General features: G+C 56.9%; 15 protein-coding genes. 8 read left to right on the top strand and 7 right to left on the bottom strand.

The genetic code is table 11. The annotated features are described in order from the left end of the window. Positions 1–97: 97 nt before the first annotated feature. From dnaB to FCN80_RS18085, 4 genes are all read left to right on the top strand, one after another. Complete coding sequence (gene dnaB, locus FCN80_RS18100) at positions 98–1,504, top strand: replicative DNA helicase (RefSeq protein ID WP_136991570.1); 1,407 nt, start codon at positions 98–100, stop codon at positions 1,502–1,504. A gap of 17 nt (positions 1,505–1,521) precedes the next feature. Continuing rightward, positions 1,522–2,643: an alanine racemase gene (gene alr, locus FCN80_RS18095; protein WP_136991569.1), complete on the top strand. Its 1,122-nt coding sequence runs from the start codon at positions 1,522–1,524 to the stop codon at positions 2,641–2,643. 107 nt (positions 2,644–2,750) lie between these two features. Further along, entirely contained in the window at positions 2,751–3,956 is a 1,206-nt protein-coding gene (locus FCN80_RS18090; RefSeq protein ID WP_136991568.1) for an amino acid aminotransferase, read from the top strand. A 207-nt stretch (positions 3,957–4,163) separates the two neighbouring features. Next, positions 4,164–4,580 (top strand): secondary thiamine-phosphate synthase enzyme YjbQ, encoded by a 417-nt coding sequence (locus FCN80_RS18085; RefSeq protein ID WP_136991567.1) that lies wholly within the window; start codon positions 4,164–4,166, stop codon positions 4,578–4,580. 60 nt (positions 4,581–4,640) lie between these two features. On the opposite strand, the gene FCN80_RS18080 is transcribed toward FCN80_RS18085, so the two are convergent. The 5 genes from FCN80_RS18080 to FCN80_RS18060 all read right to left on the bottom strand — a co-directional run bounded on the left by FCN80_RS18080 (position 4,641) and on the right by FCN80_RS18060 (position 10,093). Then, positions 4,641–5,783 (bottom strand): M20 family metallopeptidase, encoded by a 1,143-nt coding sequence (locus FCN80_RS18080; protein WP_136991566.1) that lies wholly within the window; start codon positions 5,781–5,783, stop codon positions 4,641–4,643. Positions 5,784–5,803: 20 nt separating this feature from the next. Then, positions 5,804–6,889, bottom strand: coding sequence for a phosphotriesterase family protein (locus tag FCN80_RS18075; protein ID WP_136991565.1), 1,086 nt, complete (start codon positions 6,887–6,889; stop codon positions 5,804–5,806). A 5-nt stretch (positions 6,890–6,894) separates the two neighbouring features. Continuing rightward, a complete protein-coding gene (locus FCN80_RS18070) occupies positions 6,895–7,872 on the bottom strand; it encodes an ABC transporter permease (protein WP_230492767.1) in 978 nt (325 codons plus the stop codon). Positions 7,873–7,898: 26 nt separating this feature from the next. Next, positions 7,899–8,696, bottom strand: a complete 798-nt coding sequence (locus FCN80_RS18065; RefSeq protein ID WP_230492762.1) for an ATP-binding cassette domain-containing protein — start codon at positions 8,694–8,696, stop codon at positions 7,899–7,901. Between the two features lie 377 nt (positions 8,697–9,073). Beyond that, a complete protein-coding gene (locus FCN80_RS18060) occupies positions 9,074–10,093 on the bottom strand; it encodes a LacI family DNA-binding transcriptional regulator (RefSeq protein WP_136991563.1) in 1,020 nt (339 codons plus the stop codon). 607 nt (positions 10,094–10,700) lie between these two features. Between FCN80_RS18060 and FCN80_RS18055 the strand changes: the two genes are divergently transcribed. Next, the gene (locus FCN80_RS18055; RefSeq protein WP_136991562.1) at positions 10,701–11,657 is read left to right on the top strand and encodes an ABC transporter substrate-binding protein; all 957 of its coding nucleotides are present in this window, start codon (positions 10,701–10,703) and stop codon (positions 11,655–11,657) included. A gap of 73 nt (positions 11,658–11,730) precedes the next feature. On the opposite strand, the gene FCN80_RS18050 is transcribed toward FCN80_RS18055, so the two are convergent. Beyond that, complete coding sequence (locus tag FCN80_RS18050; protein WP_136991561.1) at positions 11,731–12,633, bottom strand: ribokinase; 903 nt, start codon at positions 12,631–12,633, stop codon at positions 11,731–11,733. A 28-nt stretch (positions 12,634–12,661) separates the two neighbouring features. Here FCN80_RS18050 and FCN80_RS18045 point away from each other — a divergent pair, with 28 nt between their 5' ends. Both FCN80_RS18045 and FCN80_RS18040 read left to right on the top strand, forming a co-directional pair. Continuing rightward, entirely contained in the window at positions 12,662–13,507 is an 846-nt protein-coding gene (locus FCN80_RS18045) for a BtpA family protein (RefSeq protein WP_136991560.1), read from the top strand. Then, positions 13,504–14,163: a TenA family protein gene (locus FCN80_RS18040; RefSeq protein WP_136991559.1), complete on the top strand. Its 660-nt coding sequence runs from the start codon at positions 13,504–13,506 to the stop codon at positions 14,161–14,163. Before FCN80_RS18045 ends, FCN80_RS18040 begins: the two co-directional genes overlap by 4 nt. Positions 14,164–14,214: 51 nt before the next feature. Here the strand turns inward: FCN80_RS18040 and uvrA are convergent, their stop codons facing one another. Further along, on the bottom strand, positions 14,215–17,073 hold the full coding sequence (gene uvrA / locus FCN80_RS18035) for an excinuclease ABC subunit UvrA (protein ID WP_136991558.1): 2,859 nt from the start codon (positions 17,071–17,073) through the stop codon (positions 14,215–14,217). Between the two features lie 438 nt (positions 17,074–17,511). Between uvrA and FCN80_RS18030 the strand changes: the two genes are divergently transcribed. Beyond that, the gene (locus FCN80_RS18030) at positions 17,512–18,057 is read left to right on the top strand and encodes a single-stranded DNA-binding protein (RefSeq protein ID WP_136991557.1); all 546 of its coding nucleotides are present in this window, start codon (positions 17,512–17,514) and stop codon (positions 18,055–18,057) included. Positions 18,058–18,158: the final 101 nt, after the last annotated feature.

The raw sequence follows: 18,158 nt of genomic DNA, 5'->3' as shown, positions 1-18,158 counted from the left end.
TGTCGCCTGAATGCACAGCCGCATAGGATTTGACGGCAACTAACGCTACAATGCGTTTTCATCCAAGGACGTTTCCAGCAGATAAAGTCATTATCGCATGCCAGAAAAAAAAGCCCTCAATAAAACCGGTTCCGCTTCGGACCGTCAGGTAGAAGGCCTGAAACTGCCCCCCCATTCCCTGGAGGCGGAGCAATCGGTGCTGGGCGGTCTGATGCTGGATAACGAACGTTGGGATAACGTCGCCGAGCGGGTGGCGGTCAAGGATTTCTTCAATCGTCCGCACAGGCTGATTTTCGGCGAGATGCAGCGTCTGATTGAACTGAGCAAGCCCATCGATCTGATCACGCTCTCCGAATCGCTGGAACAAAAGGGCGAACTGGACTCGGTGGGCGGGTTCGCCTACTTGGCCGAATTATCGAAAAATACCCCCAGCGCCGCCAATATTGCCGCTTATGCGGATATTGTCCGGGAACGGGCGGTTGTGCGGGAGATGATCGCCGTCGCCCATGAAATCGCCGACGCCGGTTACGATCCCCAGGGGCGTAGCAGTGAGGAACTGCTTGATCTGGCGGAGTCGCGGGTATTCCAGATAGCGGAAAACCGTGCCAGTAAAGACGACGGTCCCAAGAGCATCGACCAAATCCTTGAGGATACCGTGGCGCGCATCGAGGAGCTTTATCAGCGGCCTCATGACGGCGTGACCGGGGTTTCCACCGGTTATTCGGATCTCGACAAGAAAACCGCCGGCCTGCAAAAGTCCGATCTGATTATCGTCGCTGCCCGGCCGTCCATGGGCAAGACCACGTTCGCCATGAACCTGTGCGAAAACGCCGCCATGACCGAAGGCAAACCGGTTTTGATCTTCAGCCTGGAAATGCCCGGCGAGCAATTAATGATGCGTATGCTGGCGTCGCTGTCCCGGGTCGACCAGACGCGCATTCGCACCGGGCAATTGGACGATGAGGATTGGGCGCGGATTTCCAGCACCATGGGCCTGCTGCTGGAAAAAAATAATATGTATATCGACGATTCCTCCGGCCTCACGCCTACTGAAGTGCGTTCCCGCGCCAGGCGGGTATTTCGCGAACATGACGGTCTGAGCATGATCATGATCGACTACTTGCAATTGATGCGGGTGCCGTCGCTATCCGACAACCGGACATTGGAAATCGCTGAAATTTCGCGTTCGCTTAAGGCATTGGCCAAAGAATTGCAAGTACCTGTGGTGGCGCTATCCCAGCTCAACCGCGGCCTTGAACAACGCGCCGACAAACGGCCGATAAACTCCGACCTGCGTGAATCCGGCTCCATTGAGCAAGACGCCGACGTTATCATGTTTATCTATCGCGACGAGGTGTACCACGAAAACAGCGATATGAAGGGTATTGCGGAAATTATTCTCGGTAAACAGCGTAACGGCCCGATCGGTACCGTCAGGCTGACGTTTAACGGACAATGGTCGCGGTTCGACAGTTATGCCGGGCCGCAATACGATGATGAATAATAACCAGGACAGGAATAATGAAAACGGCCACCGCCGTTATAGATCGTCAGGCATTGCGGCACAATCTCCGACAGGTACGTCGGCTGGCGCCGCAAAGCCGCGTAGTGGCGATCGTGAAAGCCAATGCTTACGGGCACGGCCTGTTGGAAACCGCGCTGACGTTACAAAATGAAGCGGATTACCTGGGCGTGGCCCGTTTGGGGGAAGCGCTGACGCTACGCCGCGGGGGGATAGCGAAACCCATCCTGATGCTGGAGGGCTTTTTCAGCAAAGAGGAACTGCCGTTGCTGGCGGCGCATAATATCGACACCGCCGTGCATTGCGAAGAGCAGTTGCTGGCGCTGGAGCAGGCCGGGTTGCCGGTTCGGGTATGGATGAAACTGGATACCGGCATGCACCGTCTGGGTATCCGGCCGGATCAAGCCGAAGCGTTTTATCGGCGTTTATCCGCCTGTCCCGGTATCCTGGGGCCGGTGAATATCATGAGCCATTTCGCCAGGGCCGATGAACCTCAGACAGATACCACCCGCCAGCAACTGGCCTGCTTTGACGCGTTTGCCCGGGGCAAACCCGGCATGCAATCCATCGCCGCTTCCGGCGGAATTCTGTTGTGGCCGGATTCCCATCGCGATTGGGTTCGTCCCGGCATTTTACTCTACGGCGTTTCGCCGGCGGCGGGTATCGGCGCCGATTTTGGCTTTCGACCGGTTATGACGCTGACATCGGCGCTGATAGCCGTGCGGGATCACCGGGCGGGTGAAGCCAGCGGTTACGGCGGAACCTGGGTCAGCGCCCGCGATACCCGCCTGGGCGTTATCGCGTTCGGTTACGGAGACGGTTATCCGCGTAGCGCCCCCAGCGGCACGCCCGTTTGGGTAAATGGCCGCCAGGTGCCGCTGGTGGGACGGGTTTCCATGGATATGCTGACGGTGGATCTGGGCCCCGACAGTATTGACCGCGTCGGTGATCAGGTGGCGCTGTGGGGGCCGTCCCTGCCGGTGGAACGGGTCGCCGAGGCCAGCGGCATCAGCGCGTATGAGCTCATTACCAAACTGACCAACCGGGTGGCGCTTGAGTATGTCGACGGTACATGTGCCGAGGCGCCGGCGGACAACCGCATGCCGGCATGTTCTTTGTGAGCGGCGGCGTATCCCGGCCGGAGAAGGTTTGTCATACGTTCATTGAGTTTGTTAATGTGGAGGCGGGAATTCGCCTTTGAACCCGCTCAACCAGGAGAGTCTGCACCGTGTTCCAAAATGTCGCTGCGTATGCCGGGGATCCGATATTATCGCTGATGGAAACCTATAAGCAGGATTCACGTCCGGATAAAATCAATCTGAGTATCGGCCTGTATTACGACGAACAAGGGGTCATTCCGCAACTGCGGGCGGTTGCCGAGGCGCAAGCCATCGTGGATGCCACGCGAAAACAGGCGGGCGGTTATCTGCCCATGGCGGGACTGGCTTCTTACCGCGACGCCGGACAGGCGCTGCTGTTTGGTGAAGACCACCCGCTGCGTGTCGCGGGCCGCATCGCCACCATCCAGACGGTGGGCGGCTCTGGCGCGCTGCGCATTGGCGCGGATTTCCTTAAGTGTTATTTCCCGGACGCCACGGTTTGGGTTAGCGACCCCACCTGGGAAAATCATGTGGCGGTATTCGCTGGCGCGGGCTTTCCGGTAAAAACCTACCCTTATTTTGACGGAAAGGCGCTGGGCATTGATTTCACCGCCATGCTGGATTGCCTGCGGTCCCTGCCGGCCCGCGATATTGTCCTGCTGCATCCCTGCTGCCATAACCCCACCGGCTCGGACTTGACCCGCCAGCAATGGGATGACGTCATCAAGGTCGTCGCGGAACGCAATCTGATTGTGTTCCTGGATATCGCCTATCAGGGCCTGGGGGAGGGGCTGGATGACGATGCCTATGCGGTGCGCGAGATGGCCCGCCTGGGATTGCCTTGCCTGGTCAGCCAATCGTTTTCAAAAGTTTTTTCGCTGTACGCCGAACGGGTCGGCACCTTATCCGTAACGGGCGATAACCCGGCCGAGACGCAACGGGTACTGGGGCAACTGACCGCCGCCGTGCGCCGCCACTATTCCAGCCCGCCGAGCTTTGGCGCCCAACTGGTTTCACAGGTGCTCAACGATCCGGCGCTTTGCGCGCTTTGGCGCGAGGAGGTCGACGGCATGCGGGAACGCCTGATGCGAATGCGCCATAGCTTGGTGGATGCATTGAAAATCGCCCTGCCTGAACATGATTTCGGCTATTTGCTACGGCAGCGCGGCATGTTCAGTTATACCGGTCTGAGTCCGCGTCAAGTGGATCGGTTGCGTGATGAATATGCCGTTTATCTTATCGCCAGCGGCCGGATGTGTCTGTCCGGGCTAAACGGCGGCAATGTCCTGCGCACGGCCCGGGCCATCGCCGCGGTGAGCGGGGTCGCCGGCTAACGCGTTTTGTCTTGCCCTTGTGCATGTACGGCAGATATTTACTCTGAATACCTCAAGTTGCATCGCGGTACTCAGATAAATCACGCCGATGCCTCTATACCCTAAATAATTCAAGTTGCATCTCGGCGGCGAACGAGCGTAGCCGACCAAGAGGCGGCTTGGAATATGACAAGTACATAATGAGCAGAGAGGACAGGAGCGTGAATCATGTGGTATCAACAAACCTTGATCTTAAAAGCCCGGCCGCGCGGTTTTCATTTGGTTACCGATGAAATCCTGGGACAGCTCGAAAATCTTGCCGCCATCAAGACCGGATTCCTGCATTTGTTTATGCAGCATACCTCGGCCTCGCTGACCTTGAACGAAAACTGCGATCCTACCGTTCGGGCCGATATGGAAAATCATTTCTTACGCCATGTGCCGGAAGATGCGCCATATCAACATGATTATGAAGGACCGGACGATATGCCCGCCCACATCAAATCATCATTGCTGGGCGCCTCGTTGTTGCTGCCTGTCGGCGGCGGGCGGGTATTGTTGGGCACCTGGCAGGGCATTTGGCTGGGAGAGCACCGCACGCACGGCGGCGGCAGGCGTATCATCGCCACGCTGCAAGGGGGATAAGCCGGACAAGCGCACTTACCAGGCCGGCGCGGACGAAAGCCGTGCCGACTGCCGGCACGTTTAGCGCCGGTTTCGCGCTGACCAGTCGCCGATCAGTTCGCCATAGAGATCCACCGACCGGCAAAGTTTGTCCACCTCGCAATATTCGTCGGTCTGGTGCGCCTGGTTGGGTTCGCCCGGGCCGAGAATAATGCAGGGCGGCGCGCCAAGCGCCGGTATCAATAACGACGCATCGGTAAAATAGGGCACCACCCTGGCTTGCAGCGGCGCATCATGCAGAGGCTGGCAGCGAGCGAATACGGCTTTGATCCACTGGTTATCCGTGTCCGTCAGCACGGCGGGTAAATCCACCAGGGTCGTCATGGCGACGCGATCACCCAGGGCGGCGGACAGTCGTTGCCGTATCTCCGAATGGCGCAAATTGGGCGCGCTACGGATGTCCACATCAAAGTAGCTGCGATCCGGCACAGAATTGATATTCAATCCGCCATGAATGACGCCGACATTCAGGGTGGGCTTTTTCATCAGCGGATGCGGTGCGCCCGGATCAAAAAGGCGGATTTTACCGATGGCGTCGGCCGCCAGATAAATAGCGTTGACCCCCAGCTCCGGCATGGCGCCGTGCGCCGTTTTACCCTGTGTTTCGCAGCGCAGCCATAACGCGCCTTTATGACCGATAACCGGATAATTGGCGGTGGGTTCGCCGACGATCAACGCGCCCGCCGTCGGCAAATCGATGGCGGACTGCGCAATGAGCGCCCGCGCGCCGTCACAGCCGGTTTCCTCGCCGCTGGTCAACAACAGTGTTATCCCCGGCCCGGTTTCGATGTCGCTCCGCCGTTGCTGGCAGGCGATGATAAATGCCGCCACTGCCGCCTTCATATCGCTGGCGCCGCGCCCGTACAGTTTGCCGTCGGCAATCTCGCCGCCGAAAGGATCGTGATGCCATGGGGCATCGCCTAGCGGAACCGTATCCAGATGGCCGGTAAAAACCAGCGGCTTGCCCTCTTTCCGCTTGCCGGCAAAATGGGCGACAAGATTGTATCGGCGTTCGGCGAACGTGTGTAGTTTGACCTGGAAACCGCGCGATTTGAGAAAGTCCGCCAGAAACGTCATGCATAATGCTTCGTCCCCGGGCGGATTAAGGGTATTGAAAGCCAGTAACGTCCGGGCCAGGTCGATGACTTCGTCGACTACATGCATACGACATACCTTTTGCGGGTTCACCGTTGTCGTTGAAATACCCGACGGGGGTTTTCGATCATGAGCGTTTCCAATTGCTCGCCGGTAATACCGTGACGGCGCAGGCGCGGCACGAAATGCCGCAAAATATAGCCATAGCCGTGGCCGCCGTAGCGGGTTAGCATGGTTTTGAGGAACACATCCTGCGATAAAAGGATCTGGGCAATAAATCCGGCATTGATCAATGCCATAATGGCCCGCGCGTTCTCTTCGTCGGATGGGGATTGCGCCGATTCATCGGCATAATAATAACCCATGCCGATCATGTCGTATTCCAAAAAGGCGCCCCGGCGCGCCAGGCTGTGCTGATAGGACACGTCGGCGAAACTGGGGTTCATGTGGCACAGCACCGTATGCCGCAAATCAGCGCCTTCCTCCTGCAAAATATCCAGTACCCGGTGTCCCAGTCTTTCCCAGCCCGGCAAATGGACTTCAATCGGGACGCCGGTGGCGGCGCTGGCGCGGCCCGCCGCCCGCAAGGATTTTTCCTCATCGGCGGTAAAGGCGGCGGAAATGCCGATTTCGCCAATCAGGCCGGCGAGGATTGCCGGTTTTTCCCGTGCGCCACCCACATCGTAGATCAACTGTTCCGCCAGTTGCTCCACTGAACGGACCTTCACATAGGCCGGGTGGGACGGTTCGAGATAGAATCCGGTACCCATGACGATATTCAGCCCGGTCATACGGGAAATACGCGCAAGCGCCTGGGGGTCGCGGCCGATGCCGATATTAGTGGGATCCACGACGGTTTCCCCGCCCAAGGCGCGGTATTTATTTAATTCCTCAATGGCCGTCTCCGGGTCGAATAACTGGCAATTATCGCGGCTGGCCAGGGGATTCATGTAAAGCTCGCCGAGATTTTCCATGCGAACCGGCATTTCCGCCAAATGGCGCTCGCTACAGCAACAAGGCGGTACCCATTTGCCGGCGGCATCCAGCAAAATATGTTCGTGCATCAGGGTCACGCCCATCCTTTCCACCGGCAACGGGCCGAGAACCGTCATGACATGGCCGTTGTCGACGCCCACCGGCAGGGGATCGGCATGGCGGAAGATTGAACTTTGCATGGCGATTATCCTTTCATCGGTCGTGCCGGGTTGAAAATCCGCGTATTAAGCCAGATAGCCAGCAGGATAATGGTCCCGGTGGCGATTTGCGTAAAAAACGGGGAAATGTGCGCTAAAATCAATCCGTTTTGGATCACGGCGATGGACAAGGCGCCCAACAGGGTGCCGATGATGGTGCCGAAGCCGCCGAACAGGCTGGTGCTACCGAGAACGACAGCGGCGATAACTTGCAACTCGAAGCCCTCGCCCTGATTGGATGATCCGCTGCCCAGCCGCGCGGTGATAATCATGCCGGCCAAAGCGGCGCAACTGCCGCTTAATATGTAAACCCATAATGTCGTGGCGCGGGTATTGACCCCGGCGCGCCTGACGCCTTCGCTATTGGCGCCGATAGCGGTGACATAGCGGCCGAACCGGGTGTTATTAAGCAGCAGATGCCCGCAAACCAGGACCAGTACTCCCAAAATCGCCGGCAAGGGCAATCCGGCGACCCAGGCGCGTCCTAGCTGGGTAAAGGGATTGCCGGCCGGAATGGGGATGGAATATCCCTGGGTTATCAATAAAGCGACACCGCGGACTATCGCCAGCGTCGCCAAGGTAACGATAAACGCCGGTATTCCTTCATAAGCGATAAAATAGCCGTTGAGTAAGCCTATCAGTCCGCCCAGAATCAATCCGCCCAGCAATACCACCGGCCAGGGTATGCCCCAATTATTCAGGGCGATGGCCGAGAGCGCGCCGACCAGCGCCAGGGTGGAGCCTACCGAGAGGTCAATGCCGCCGGTGGTGATCACCAGGGTCATGGCGGTGGCGACAATCAGCAACGGCGCGCTCTGGCGGATAATATTCAGCCAATTGGCGCTGGTCAGAAAATTATCGGTAATGAGCGAGAACACCACACAGCAAAAAAAACAAAATAAGGCGATACTGACCACCCCGGAATGGTTATGCAGCACGCGGCGCGGCAAGGTGGACCGAATCATACGGTTATTGGTCATGTTAATGATACTCATGCGTTGCCCCCTTGATGGGCGCGGGCGGAATGGGCATCGAATTTCTGGCCGACGATGAGGTTGACGATTTCCGCCAGGCTGGTGTTCGCGACATCCCTTTCGGCCACATTGGCGCCTTCGTACATCACCATAATACGATCGCAGACCAGGAAAAGATCCTGTAGGCGATGGGTTATCAGGATTACGCTGACGCCAAGGGCGCTGACGCGTTTGATCAGCGCCAGCACCGCTTCCACTTCCGCCACCGCCAGCGCCGCGGTGGGCTCGTCCATAATCAGTACTTTGGGTTCGAAAGCGGCGGCGCGGGCGATGGCGATAGCCTGGCGCTGCCCGCCGGAGAGATTGCGCACCAGCAAACGCGTATCCGGAATTGAAATACCCAGCCCTTTTAGCATTTCCCGCGCCTGGGCATGCATGGTTTTCTCATCAAGAAACGGAATGCCTAAAAAACGGGTTTGAGGTTCGCGGCCCATGAAAAGATTACCGGCCACATCGACGGTGTCGCAAAGGGATAAGTCCTGATACACCATCTCGATATGGCAATGCCGCGCATCCGCCGGCGATGTGAAAGCCCTCTCCTGACCATCGATACGGATGGCGCCGCTGGTGGGCGTAACCGCGCCGGAAAGAATTTTGGTCAGCGTGGATTTTCCGGCGCCATTGTCGCCCACCAACCCCAACACCTCGCCCGGCGCCAAGCGCAGATTAACGCCGCGCAGCGAACGGATGGAGCCGTAGGTTTTGGTAATCTCCACCATCTCCACTCGGGAACGTGAATTCGGTGTTCCGGTCATTGATCGCCTCCATTATCGAAAATGAAGCGGGTATCGTCCCTCAGCGGGACAGTAGACAAGCAAGGCGAGTTCCGCGATTTTCGGTTCGCCATTCCTAGGTAAACCGGTTTACCAAAACAACGGAAAACGCCTTGCCGCCCCTCCACAGCGCCATACCACCGCCCGTGGATATTTGTATCGCCGCTGGGTATCAAGCAGTTTTCATGCCATGCGGCACGGCTTCACCACCAACGGTCGGCGCGTTATAGAAAATATCCCGAGAAAACAAGGCATAATTCGAACGGGTCAAAGATCGGACGCCGCAAAGACAAGGGGCATCGCCGGCACAGAAATTGCCGCATTTTTGTGCGTCCGGCGACCCGCTATGGTGCATTGCGCTATGCCGGCGGGTATCGACGGACGGAATCCCGGCTTATCCATTCCACCGGTATCCGGGTCTCAAGTTCGACATCCTGCCGGCCGTTGAGCAGCTTAATCATGATATCGACGGCGGTGCGTCCCAGCAACCGGGCCGGCTGACGTATGGTGGATAACCGCGGCGTGATGAGCTCGGCATAGCTGGCATCATCGAACCCGACCAGCGATAGCGATTCTGGCGCCGACAGCCCCCGCTGGCCGAGACCGTCCAGAAGACCCAGCACCAGATAGTCGCTGGCGGCGAAAACCGCGGTGGGCGCCTCGGGCAGCGACAGCAGGCGGTGCAGCGCGGCCTGGCCGAATTCCCGACTGTAATCGCCAAACAGTATCCACGCATTGGAGCAAGACAGACCCGCCGCATCCATGGCCTGCTTGAATCCCTGGTAGCGTTCACGCACGCTCATCAGCGCGTCGGGGCCGCCGACAAAAGCAATACGGCGATGGCCGGCGGCGATCAACTGGCGAGTGGCGAGCATACCGCCTTGAACATTATCGACAAATACCTTCGGCACCTGGCTGCCCGGAACATCTTCGTCAATCAAGACGACGCGTTGATGGTCGGCCAATTCCTCCCGCAACAGACCGTTATCCGGCCGGTTGGTGGTAAACAACAAACCGTCCACCTGGCAGGTATCGAGCCAGCGGATGAATTGCCGCTCCTTGTCGGGATTGTTGCGGGTGATACAGAGCACCAGACTATAGCGATGCTCGGAGGCGGCTTCCTCGGCGGCATCAGCCAGTTCGGCGAAAAACGGATTGGTGATATCCGGCAGCACCAGACCGATGGTTTCGCTGCCCCCTTTGCTTAGTCGGCGCGCCAGGCTGTTGGCCCGGTAGTCTAACCGGGCGATAGCCTCCTCAATGCGTTGCACTGTGGATTGCGGCAGTACGATACTGTTATTGAGATAACGTGAAACGGTCGCCTTTGACAGACCCGCCAGATTCGCCACGTCCGAGAGGACCACTCGCTTTTTACCCATAGTTATCACCAAAAATTTTCCGCACGGGTTTATTGTTATCACATCTGCGTCAGGCGGTTACAGGTCTTTTTGTCCATTGGCCGAAGGAAAATGCAATGGCAGTCACTATTTTATGCTTGACAAATGCTCTGCGCCGATGAATTGTAATATCCAGTTTACCGAGTCACGTTATTGCGGAAGTGATACTGCCACTATTTCGGCTTGCGAAAGCGGCAATGTCTCCTTGGGCCGATCGTTTATTATGTCACATGATCGGCCGCTGTGAGAAAGGCCCGCCTAATCGCAATGTCAAATAGATATTTTGCATAATCCGAGTTGCATCGCGGCGGCAAGCAAGCGTAGCCAACAAAGAAGCAACACGGAGTATGACGAGTATAAGCGTATATTTCCGAACCTGCTAATGGCGTTCGTCAAATAGCTGATATGGACAAGCTAGGGCGCTGTCAGACAGTACGAAATCACGTAATCGATGCGGGCCACAAGCGTCGTAACCGTATTTCGCCTTATTGATATTTGTCCCGCCTGACATTATCCCTGATACCCGTGTATGTTAACGGTTCAGCGCGTATTTGCATCCTGTTTGCATTTTTCTGACGAGGACAACACCATGTTATTCAACACCGGTAGAAAATTTTTGATCACGTTAACGTGCTCGCTAACGGCAATGACATTATTCACTGGCGTGTCTAGAGCGGCGGAGGCGCCGCCTACCTATGCCCTGGTTCAGATTAATCAGCAGGCGTTATTTTTCAATTTAATGAATAAAGGCGCTCAGGCGGCGGCCAAAGAAAGCGGAAAGTCCTTGGTGATATTCAATGCCAATGATAATCCGGTTGCGCAAAATGACGCCATTGAAAATTATATCCAGCAAGGCGTTAAAGGCATCATGGTGGATGCCATTGATGTCAACGGTATTATGCCGGCTATCAAAGAAGCCGCCGATGCGCACATCCCCGTTATCGCCATTGATGCCGTATTGCCGGCCGGCCCGCAAAAGGCGCAAGTGGGCGTGAATAATATCAAGGGCGGCCAGATTCTCGGCCATTTTTTTAACGATTATGTTAAGAAAAATATGGGCGGCAAGGCCAAGATCGGCATCGTCGGCGCGTTGAATTCCGCCATACAAAACCAGCGCCAAAAAGGGTTCGAAGATGTCATTAAGACCCATTCAGGCATAAAAGTCGTCGATGTGGTGGACGGTCGCAATATACAGGATGACGCGCTGACGGCCGCTGAAAACCTGATTACCGGCAATCCGGATATGACGGCCATTTATGCCACGGGTGAACCGGCGTTGCTGGGCGCCATGGCCGCGGTGGTGAACCAAGGACGGCAGAAGGATATCAAAATTTTTGGTTGGGATCTGACCGCGCAGGCGATTACGGGTATCGATCAGGGCTATGTGGTGGCGGTTTTACAGCAAGATCCTGAAAAAATGGGATCGGAAGCGCTCAAAGCCCTGAATGCCGTAAACGCCGGCAAAACGGTGGAAAAAAACATTCTGGTGCCTGCCACAGTGGTGACTAAGAGTAATGTGGATACCTTCAGGCCTCTGTTCAAATAACCAGAATGGGGAGAGGGAGGGTGCGCGGCGGCCTTATGGGTGTCCTGAGGGATGCCGCCTGCCCGCCACCGGTTCAGGCGCTCTCCAGTAGCGCGGCGAGTTCCCGGCGCGAGGGAAAAGCCTGTAATGTGCCGGCGCGGCTAATGGTCATGGCGGCGGCGGCGACGGCATGGCGCAGGGCCAGGGTATCGACGGGAACACCCCGCCGCAGCGCGGAGGCCAGCATTGTCGCCAGGAAGGTATCCCCGGCGCCAGTGGCGTCCGTCGCCCGGCACGGGACCGCGGGCACATGTTCTTCCCGCCGGGAATTGAACAGTATCGCGCCGTCACGACCGAGGGTGATGATCACCGCGCCATTCCCGGCCGCCAGCAACTGTTGTCCGGCGCTGGCGGCATCCGGCATTTGGCTGAACATTCGCGCTTCGACGCTATTGACCACCACCAAATCCACCAGCGGCCAGAGCTGAGCGAATGGCGCCTTGACCGGTGAGGGATTGAAGACGGTAAATAGACCTGAATGGTGGGCATAATCAAAGACAGCGCGGGTGACATCGTAGGGAAGATTCCCTTGCTGTAATACGATGTCGCCAGGCAATGCAGGGGCTAATGCGGTTTTGATCTGTGCAAATGATAAATTTTCGGCGGCGGTGGTAGTGGTGATAATGGCATTATCGCCATCAGCGCTGTTCAAAATAATCGACGTATCGGTGGCGTATGGCGCAGGTTGTTCGGGGCGTAGCGTTAGCGCTTCTTCGGCCAGTCTTCTGCGGCACCAGTCGCCAGGGCCGTCATTGCCGCAAGCGGCAATCAATGTGGTAGGAATTCCACAGCGGGCCAGAATAATGGCTTGATTGGCTCCTTTGCCGCCCAGATCCTGGTTTATTTTACAGCCGTGGATGGACGCGCCTTTTTCTGGCAGATCATCTATAAGAAAAGTTTGATCAACACCAATATTACCCACGACGAAGACGTGCATTATCAAATTTCCAGTAAGGTGAACCATGATGGCTTCTATATCAGCAGAAAAACCTAGCGCAATACAAGATATATTTTTTCGAAAAAAAACGGTGATCGGTGTTGTACATTGCGCGGCCTTTCCTGGCACGCCGCAATATAAAGGCCAGCCCGTTGGTAAAATATTTGAACGTGCTTTATCTGACGCCAAAAGCTATATCGAGGGGGGCGTGCACGGATTAATTATAGAAAATCATGGCGATATTCCATTCGCCAAGCCGGACGATCTTGGCCCGGAAACAGCGGCGTTAATGTCGGTTATCACGGATCGTATTAAAACTGAGTTCGGCGTCCCTCTTGGCATTAATGTGCTGGCCAACGCCGCTTTACCCGCGCTGGCGACGGCGCTGGCCGGCGGGGCGGATTTCATCCGGGTCAACCAATGGGCGAATGCCTATATCGCCAATGAAGGGTTCATTGAAGGCGCGGCGGCCAAAGCCTTGCGCTATCGCAGCATGTTACGCGCGGAACATATCCGGGTGTTCGCCGACAGTCACGTAAAGCATGGCAGTCACGCCATCGTTGCCGACCGGTCCATCGTAGAACTGACCCGTGATGTGGATTTTTTCCAGGCCGATGCGATTATTGCCACCGGGCAACGTACCGGCGACAGCGCGACGCACGAAGAAATCGAAGAAATACGGTCGGCCACGGCCTTGCCGTTGCTGGTTGGGTCCGGTGTCACGCCGGAGAATGTCGCTCAAATCCTGAGCCGTACCCAGGGGGTTATCGTCGCCAGCGCGCTAAAAAGGGAGGGTGTATGGTGGAACGAAGTGGAACCGGCGCGGGTCAGGCATTTCATGGACGCGGCGCGTCCGGCCCTGGAGGCACAATGAACGGTTTCAGTGACCGGTTATTGGCCGACCATGCGGCAACCTGGCAAACAATGCAACAGCATCGGTTCGTTACCGATATTGAGCAGGACCGGTTATCCGCACAAGTATTCAATCGCTATCTGGTGTTTGAAGGCGATTTTGTCGCGACGGCCATTCGTATTTTCGCGCAGGCGGTGGGCAAAGCCCCCGGTATTGAGCAGCAACGTTGGCTGGTCGGGGTACTGACTGCGCTGGTGGACGAGCAGATGGGCTATTTCGAGGGGGTGCTGGCGCGACGGGGAATCAATCCCGACGACGTCCAGCGCAACCTGCCGGCGGTGATACGCTTTCGTGACGGCATGCTGAATGCCGCATGCCAGGGTACCTATGCCGAGATTATGACCTTGATGTTCGGCGCGGAATGGATGTATTACCATTGGTGCCGGCGTGCCTATGCGGCGAAGCAGACCGATCAGGATGTTCGTCAATGGGTGGTCATGCACGCTGAAGCAGGGTTTTACGCCCAGGCCGGGTGGCTCAAAGAAGAACTTGACCGGTGTGCGTCGGCCCTGTCGGCCGAAGAACGGCGGCGCCTGTCAGCACTCTACCGGCAAGTGTTGGAATGGGAAATTGACTTTCATCACGCGGCCTACGACGATACCGCCTTAGGCCGGTGACGTCACCAAATGAGGCGGCGGCCGGCAATCATCCGGTCGCCGCAAGCCGGGTTAGCCGGCCTTTTTCGCGGCGGGGTGCTGATTGCGCTCCAGTATCGGCCGAAGGAAACGGGCGGTATGGGATCTCTCATGGCCCGCCACGGTTTCCGGGGTGCCGGATACCAAGATTTCTCCACCGCCGCTGCCGCCTTCCGGGCCGAGATCGACAATCCAGTCGGCGGTTTTGATCACATCCAGATTATGCTCAATGACCACGATGGTATTGCCCTGATCACGCAACTGGTGCAGCACTTCAAGCAATTGCTGAATATCGGCAAAATGCAGGCCGGTGGTGGGCTCATCCAGAATATACAGTGTTTGGCCGGTGCCGCGCTTCGATAGCTCGCGGGCCAGTTTGACCCGCTGCGCCTCGCCGCCGGACAGTGTCGTGGCGGATTGGCCTAACCGTATGTAGGACAAACCGACATCCATCAATGTTTGCAACTTGCGCGAGAGCGCCGGTACGGCATCGAAAAAGTCCCGGGCCTCTTCAATGGTCATTTCCAACACTTCATGGATATTTTTGCCCTTATATTTTACTTCCAGGGTTTCGCGATTGTAGCGATGGCCCTTACATTGATCGCAGGGTACATAAATATCCGGCAAAAAGTGCATTTCCACCTTGATGACGCCGTCGCCCTGGCACGCTTCGCAGCGCCCGCCGCGCACGTTAAAACTGAAACGTCCGGGCGTATAGCCGCGGGCGCGGGATTCCGGCACGCCGGCAAACAGCTCCCGGATGGGGGTGAACACGCCGGTATAGGTGGCGGGGTTAGAGCGGGGCGTCCGCCCGATGGGGCTTTGATCAATGTCGATGACTTTATCGAAATATTCCAGACCCTGAATATCGCGGTAAGGCGCGATATCCGTGCCGGCCGCGCCGTTTAACTGACGTTGCGCCACCGGAAAGAGCGTATCGTTAATCAGCGTTGACTTGCCGGAGCCTGATACGCCGGTAATGCAGGTCAGCAACCCCACCGGGAGGGTCAGGGTCACATCCTTGAGGTTATTGCCGCGCGCGCCGATCAGTTTCAATACCTTGGTGGGATCGGCCGGCACGCGTTGTTGCGGTATGGCGATTTCCCGTTTGCCGGACAAGAACTGGCCGGTAAGCGACGCCGGGTTGCGCATGATTTGTTCGGCGGTGCCTTCGGCGACGATTTCGCCGCCATGCACGCCGGCGCCGGGGCCGATATCGATAATATGGTCCGCCGCCCGGATAGCATCTTCGTCGTGCTCCACCACGATAACCGTATTGCCCAGATTGCGTAAATGAATCAGGGTTTCCAATAGGCGTTCATTATCGCGTTGATGCAAGCCGATGGACGGCTCGTCCAGCACATACATGACGCCCACCAGACCGGCGCCAATTTGGCTTGCCAGCCGGATACGCTGCGCCTCGCCGCCGGAGAGGGTTTCGGCTGAACGGGCCAAAGACAGATAATTCAGGCCGACATTCACCAAAAATTTCAACCGATCGCGAATCTCCTTCAAGACCTTTTCGGCGATTTTCGCCCGTTGGCCGGAAAGTTTCATCTCATCGAAAAAGTCCAGGGCATGGCCGATGCTCATATCGGAAATGGTTGGCAAGGTGGTGTTTTCCACAAACACATGGCGGGCTTCGCGTCGCAAACGGGTGCCGCCGCAACTGTTGCACGGCCGATTGCTGATGTATTTGGCCAGCTCTTCGCGCACCGCCGGCGATTCTGTCTCTTTGTAGCGGCGCTCCATGTTGGGCAAAACCCCTTCAAAAGGGTGGCGGCGGGTGGCGCTATCGCCGCGGTCGTTGATGTAATGAAACTCAATGGTTTCCTTGCCGGAACCGTATAAAATTTTCTGCTGGATAACGCTGCTCAGTTCATTGAACGGCGCTTCCACATCGAATTTGTAATGATCGGCCAGGGATTTCAGCATCTGGAAATAATAGAAGTTACGCCGGTCCCAGCCGCGGATAGCGCCGCCGGCCAGTGAAATATCCTGGTTTTGCACCACCCGCTCCGGATCGAAATACTGCTGTACGCCGAGACCGTCGCACACCGGACAGGCTCCGGCCGGGTTGTTGAAAGAAAATAACCGGGGCTCCAGTTCCGGCATGCTATAGCCGCAAATAGGGCAGGCGAAATTAGCGGAAAACAGCAATTCTTCCGTCTGCGGATCGTCCATATCCGCCACGATGGCGTTGCCGCCGGACAGCGCAAGGGCGGTTTCAAAGGATTCCGCCAGCCGCTGGGCCATGTCCGCGCGAACCTTGAACCGATCCACCACCACCTCGATCGTGTGTTTCTTTTGCAGTTCCAATTTGGGCGGATCGGACAAGTCGCAGACTTCGCCGTCGATGCGGGCGCGAATATAACCCTGGGTCGCCAGATTCTCCAGCGTCTTGCTGTGCTCGCCCTTGCGTTCCTTGACGATGGGCGCCAGGAGCATCAGGCGGTTGCCTTCGGGCTGGGACAGGACATTATCCACCATCTGGCTGACGGTCTGCGCCGCCAGCGGCACATCATGATCGGGACAACGCGGCTCGCCGACGCGGGCATACAGCAGTCGCAAGTAGTCGTGAATTTCGGTGATGGTGCCCACGGTGGAGCGGGGATTGTGCGAAGTGGATTTCTGTTCGATGGAAATGGCCGGCGATAATCCCTCAATATGATCGACGTCCGGTTTTTCCATCAGAGACAAGAACTGGCGGGCGTAGGCGGAAAGCGATTCCACATAGCGCCGCTGACCCTCGGCATAGAGGGTATCGAAAGCCAGCGACGATTTGCCTGAGCCGGACAGACCGGTAATGACGATGAGCTTATCGCGGGGAATAACCAGACTGATATTCTTCAGATTATGGGTACGAGCACCACGAACTTCGATCTTATCCATTCAACTAGATCCCGACACCAATAAATGAGGGTTGAGGGCTGCGCAGGTTTCGGCCCTCTGGAAACGGACAATTATGACACAAAAAAAACTGAACGGATATCCAGTATTTTATGCAACGGCCATCCTTGCCGCAACCGAGGCGAGATCCCCCTCGCAATGATTTCCCATCGTGTCCTTTATGGGATTGCATGATAAACTTTACAGATTACACTTAGCGGAAAATGCCGTAAACGTCGGCGCAGTTCGGGTCCATGCGGGTGGGGAACTAAGGCGTGAAGCCACGGGGTTCTTATGTTAGATTGGAGCCGCGTGGCGAGATGCGCCATTGCCGCCCATGATTAATCCCCGGCTTTTTTCAGCGGCGGCCGCATGGCGTGAAACCGCGCTTTGCATGCGCGGGCGGCGGAGTTATCAATTCAACATATCGGGAGAGTCAACATGGCCAGCAGGGGCGTAAACAAAGTGATTCTAGTCGGAAATCTGGGCCAGGATCCGGAAGTCCGTTATATGCCGAACGGTGGCGCGGTGGCGAATTTCACCCTGGCGACCTCCGAGAGCTGGCGCGATAAGCAGACCGGCGAAACCAAGGAAAAAACGGAGTGGCATCGGGTGGTGCTGTTCGGTAAGTTGGCCGAAGTGGCGGGGGAATACCTCAAGAAAGGTTCCCAAGTCTATATTGAAGGCTCATTGCAAACCCGCAAGTGGCAAGACCAGAGCGGCCAGGATCGCTATACCACCGAAGTGGTGGTGAATATCGGCGGTACCATGCAGATGCTGGGCGGCCGCCAGGGCGGCGCGTCAGGCGCCAATGCCGGCGGTCAGCAAAGCGGTTGGGGGCAGCCGCAGCAACCACAGTCGCACAACCAGAATGCCCAGTTCAGCGGCAATCCTTCCGCCGCGCCGGCCAGCCGTCCCGCACCGCAAAACGCGGCGCCGCTCGGCAACGAACCGCCGATGGATTTCGACGACGACATTCCGTTCTGAGATTGACCTTAGAACAAAATGTAAAGATTTTATACGCAGACCCCTGTTAATACAGGGGTTTTTTATTTCTAGCGCCGAGGAAAAGTGTCTTGTATTAATTG

The sequence above is a fragment of the Martelella alba genome (assembly GCF_005217455.1).
GTDB lineage: Bacteria > Pseudomonadota > Gammaproteobacteria > Enterobacterales > Enterobacteriaceae > Acerihabitans.
This window is presented reverse-complemented; position numbering and strand designations above follow the sequence as displayed.

Coding starts and splice junctions, on each gene's coding strand:
- dnaB (WP_136991570.1), top strand. CDS start 98: ATGCCAGAAAAAAAAGCCCTCAATAAAACCGGTTCCGCTTCGGACCGT.
- alr (WP_136991569.1), top strand. CDS start 1,522: ATGAAAACGGCCACCGCCGTTATAGATCGTCAGGCATTGCGGCACAAT.
- FCN80_RS18085 (WP_136991567.1), top strand. CDS start 4,164: ATGTGGTATCAACAAACCTTGATCTTAAAAGCCCGGCCGCGCGGTTTT.
- FCN80_RS18080 (WP_136991566.1), bottom strand. CDS start 5,783: ATGCATGTAGTCGACGAAGTCATCGACCTGGCCCGGACGTTACTGGCT.
- FCN80_RS18075 (WP_136991565.1), bottom strand. CDS start 6,889: ATGCAAAGTTCAATCTTCCGCCATGCCGATCCCCTGCCGGTGGGCGTC.
- FCN80_RS18070 (WP_230492767.1), bottom strand. CDS start 7,872: ATGATTCGGTCCACCTTGCCGCGCCGCGTGCTGCATAACCATTCCGGG.
- FCN80_RS18065 (WP_230492762.1), bottom strand. CDS start 8,696: ATGACCGGAACACCGAATTCACGTTCCCGAGTGGAGATGGTGGAGATT.
- FCN80_RS18060 (WP_136991563.1), bottom strand. CDS start 10,093: ATGGGTAAAAAGCGAGTGGTCCTCTCGGACGTGGCGAATCTGGCGGGT.
- FCN80_RS18055 (WP_136991562.1), top strand. CDS start 10,701: ATGTTATTCAACACCGGTAGAAAATTTTTGATCACGTTAACGTGCTCG.
- FCN80_RS18050 (WP_136991561.1), bottom strand. CDS start 12,633: ATGCACGTCTTCGTCGTGGGTAATATTGGTGTTGATCAAACTTTTCTT.
- FCN80_RS18045 (WP_136991560.1), top strand. CDS start 12,662: ATGGCTTCTATATCAGCAGAAAAACCTAGCGCAATACAAGATATATTT.
- FCN80_RS18040 (WP_136991559.1), top strand. CDS start 13,504: ATGAACGGTTTCAGTGACCGGTTATTGGCCGACCATGCGGCAACCTGG.
- uvrA (WP_136991558.1), bottom strand. CDS start 17,073: ATGGATAAGATCGAAGTTCGTGGTGCTCGTACCCATAATCTGAAGAAT.
- FCN80_RS18030 (WP_136991557.1), top strand. CDS start 17,512: ATGGCCAGCAGGGGCGTAAACAAAGTGATTCTAGTCGGAAATCTGGGC.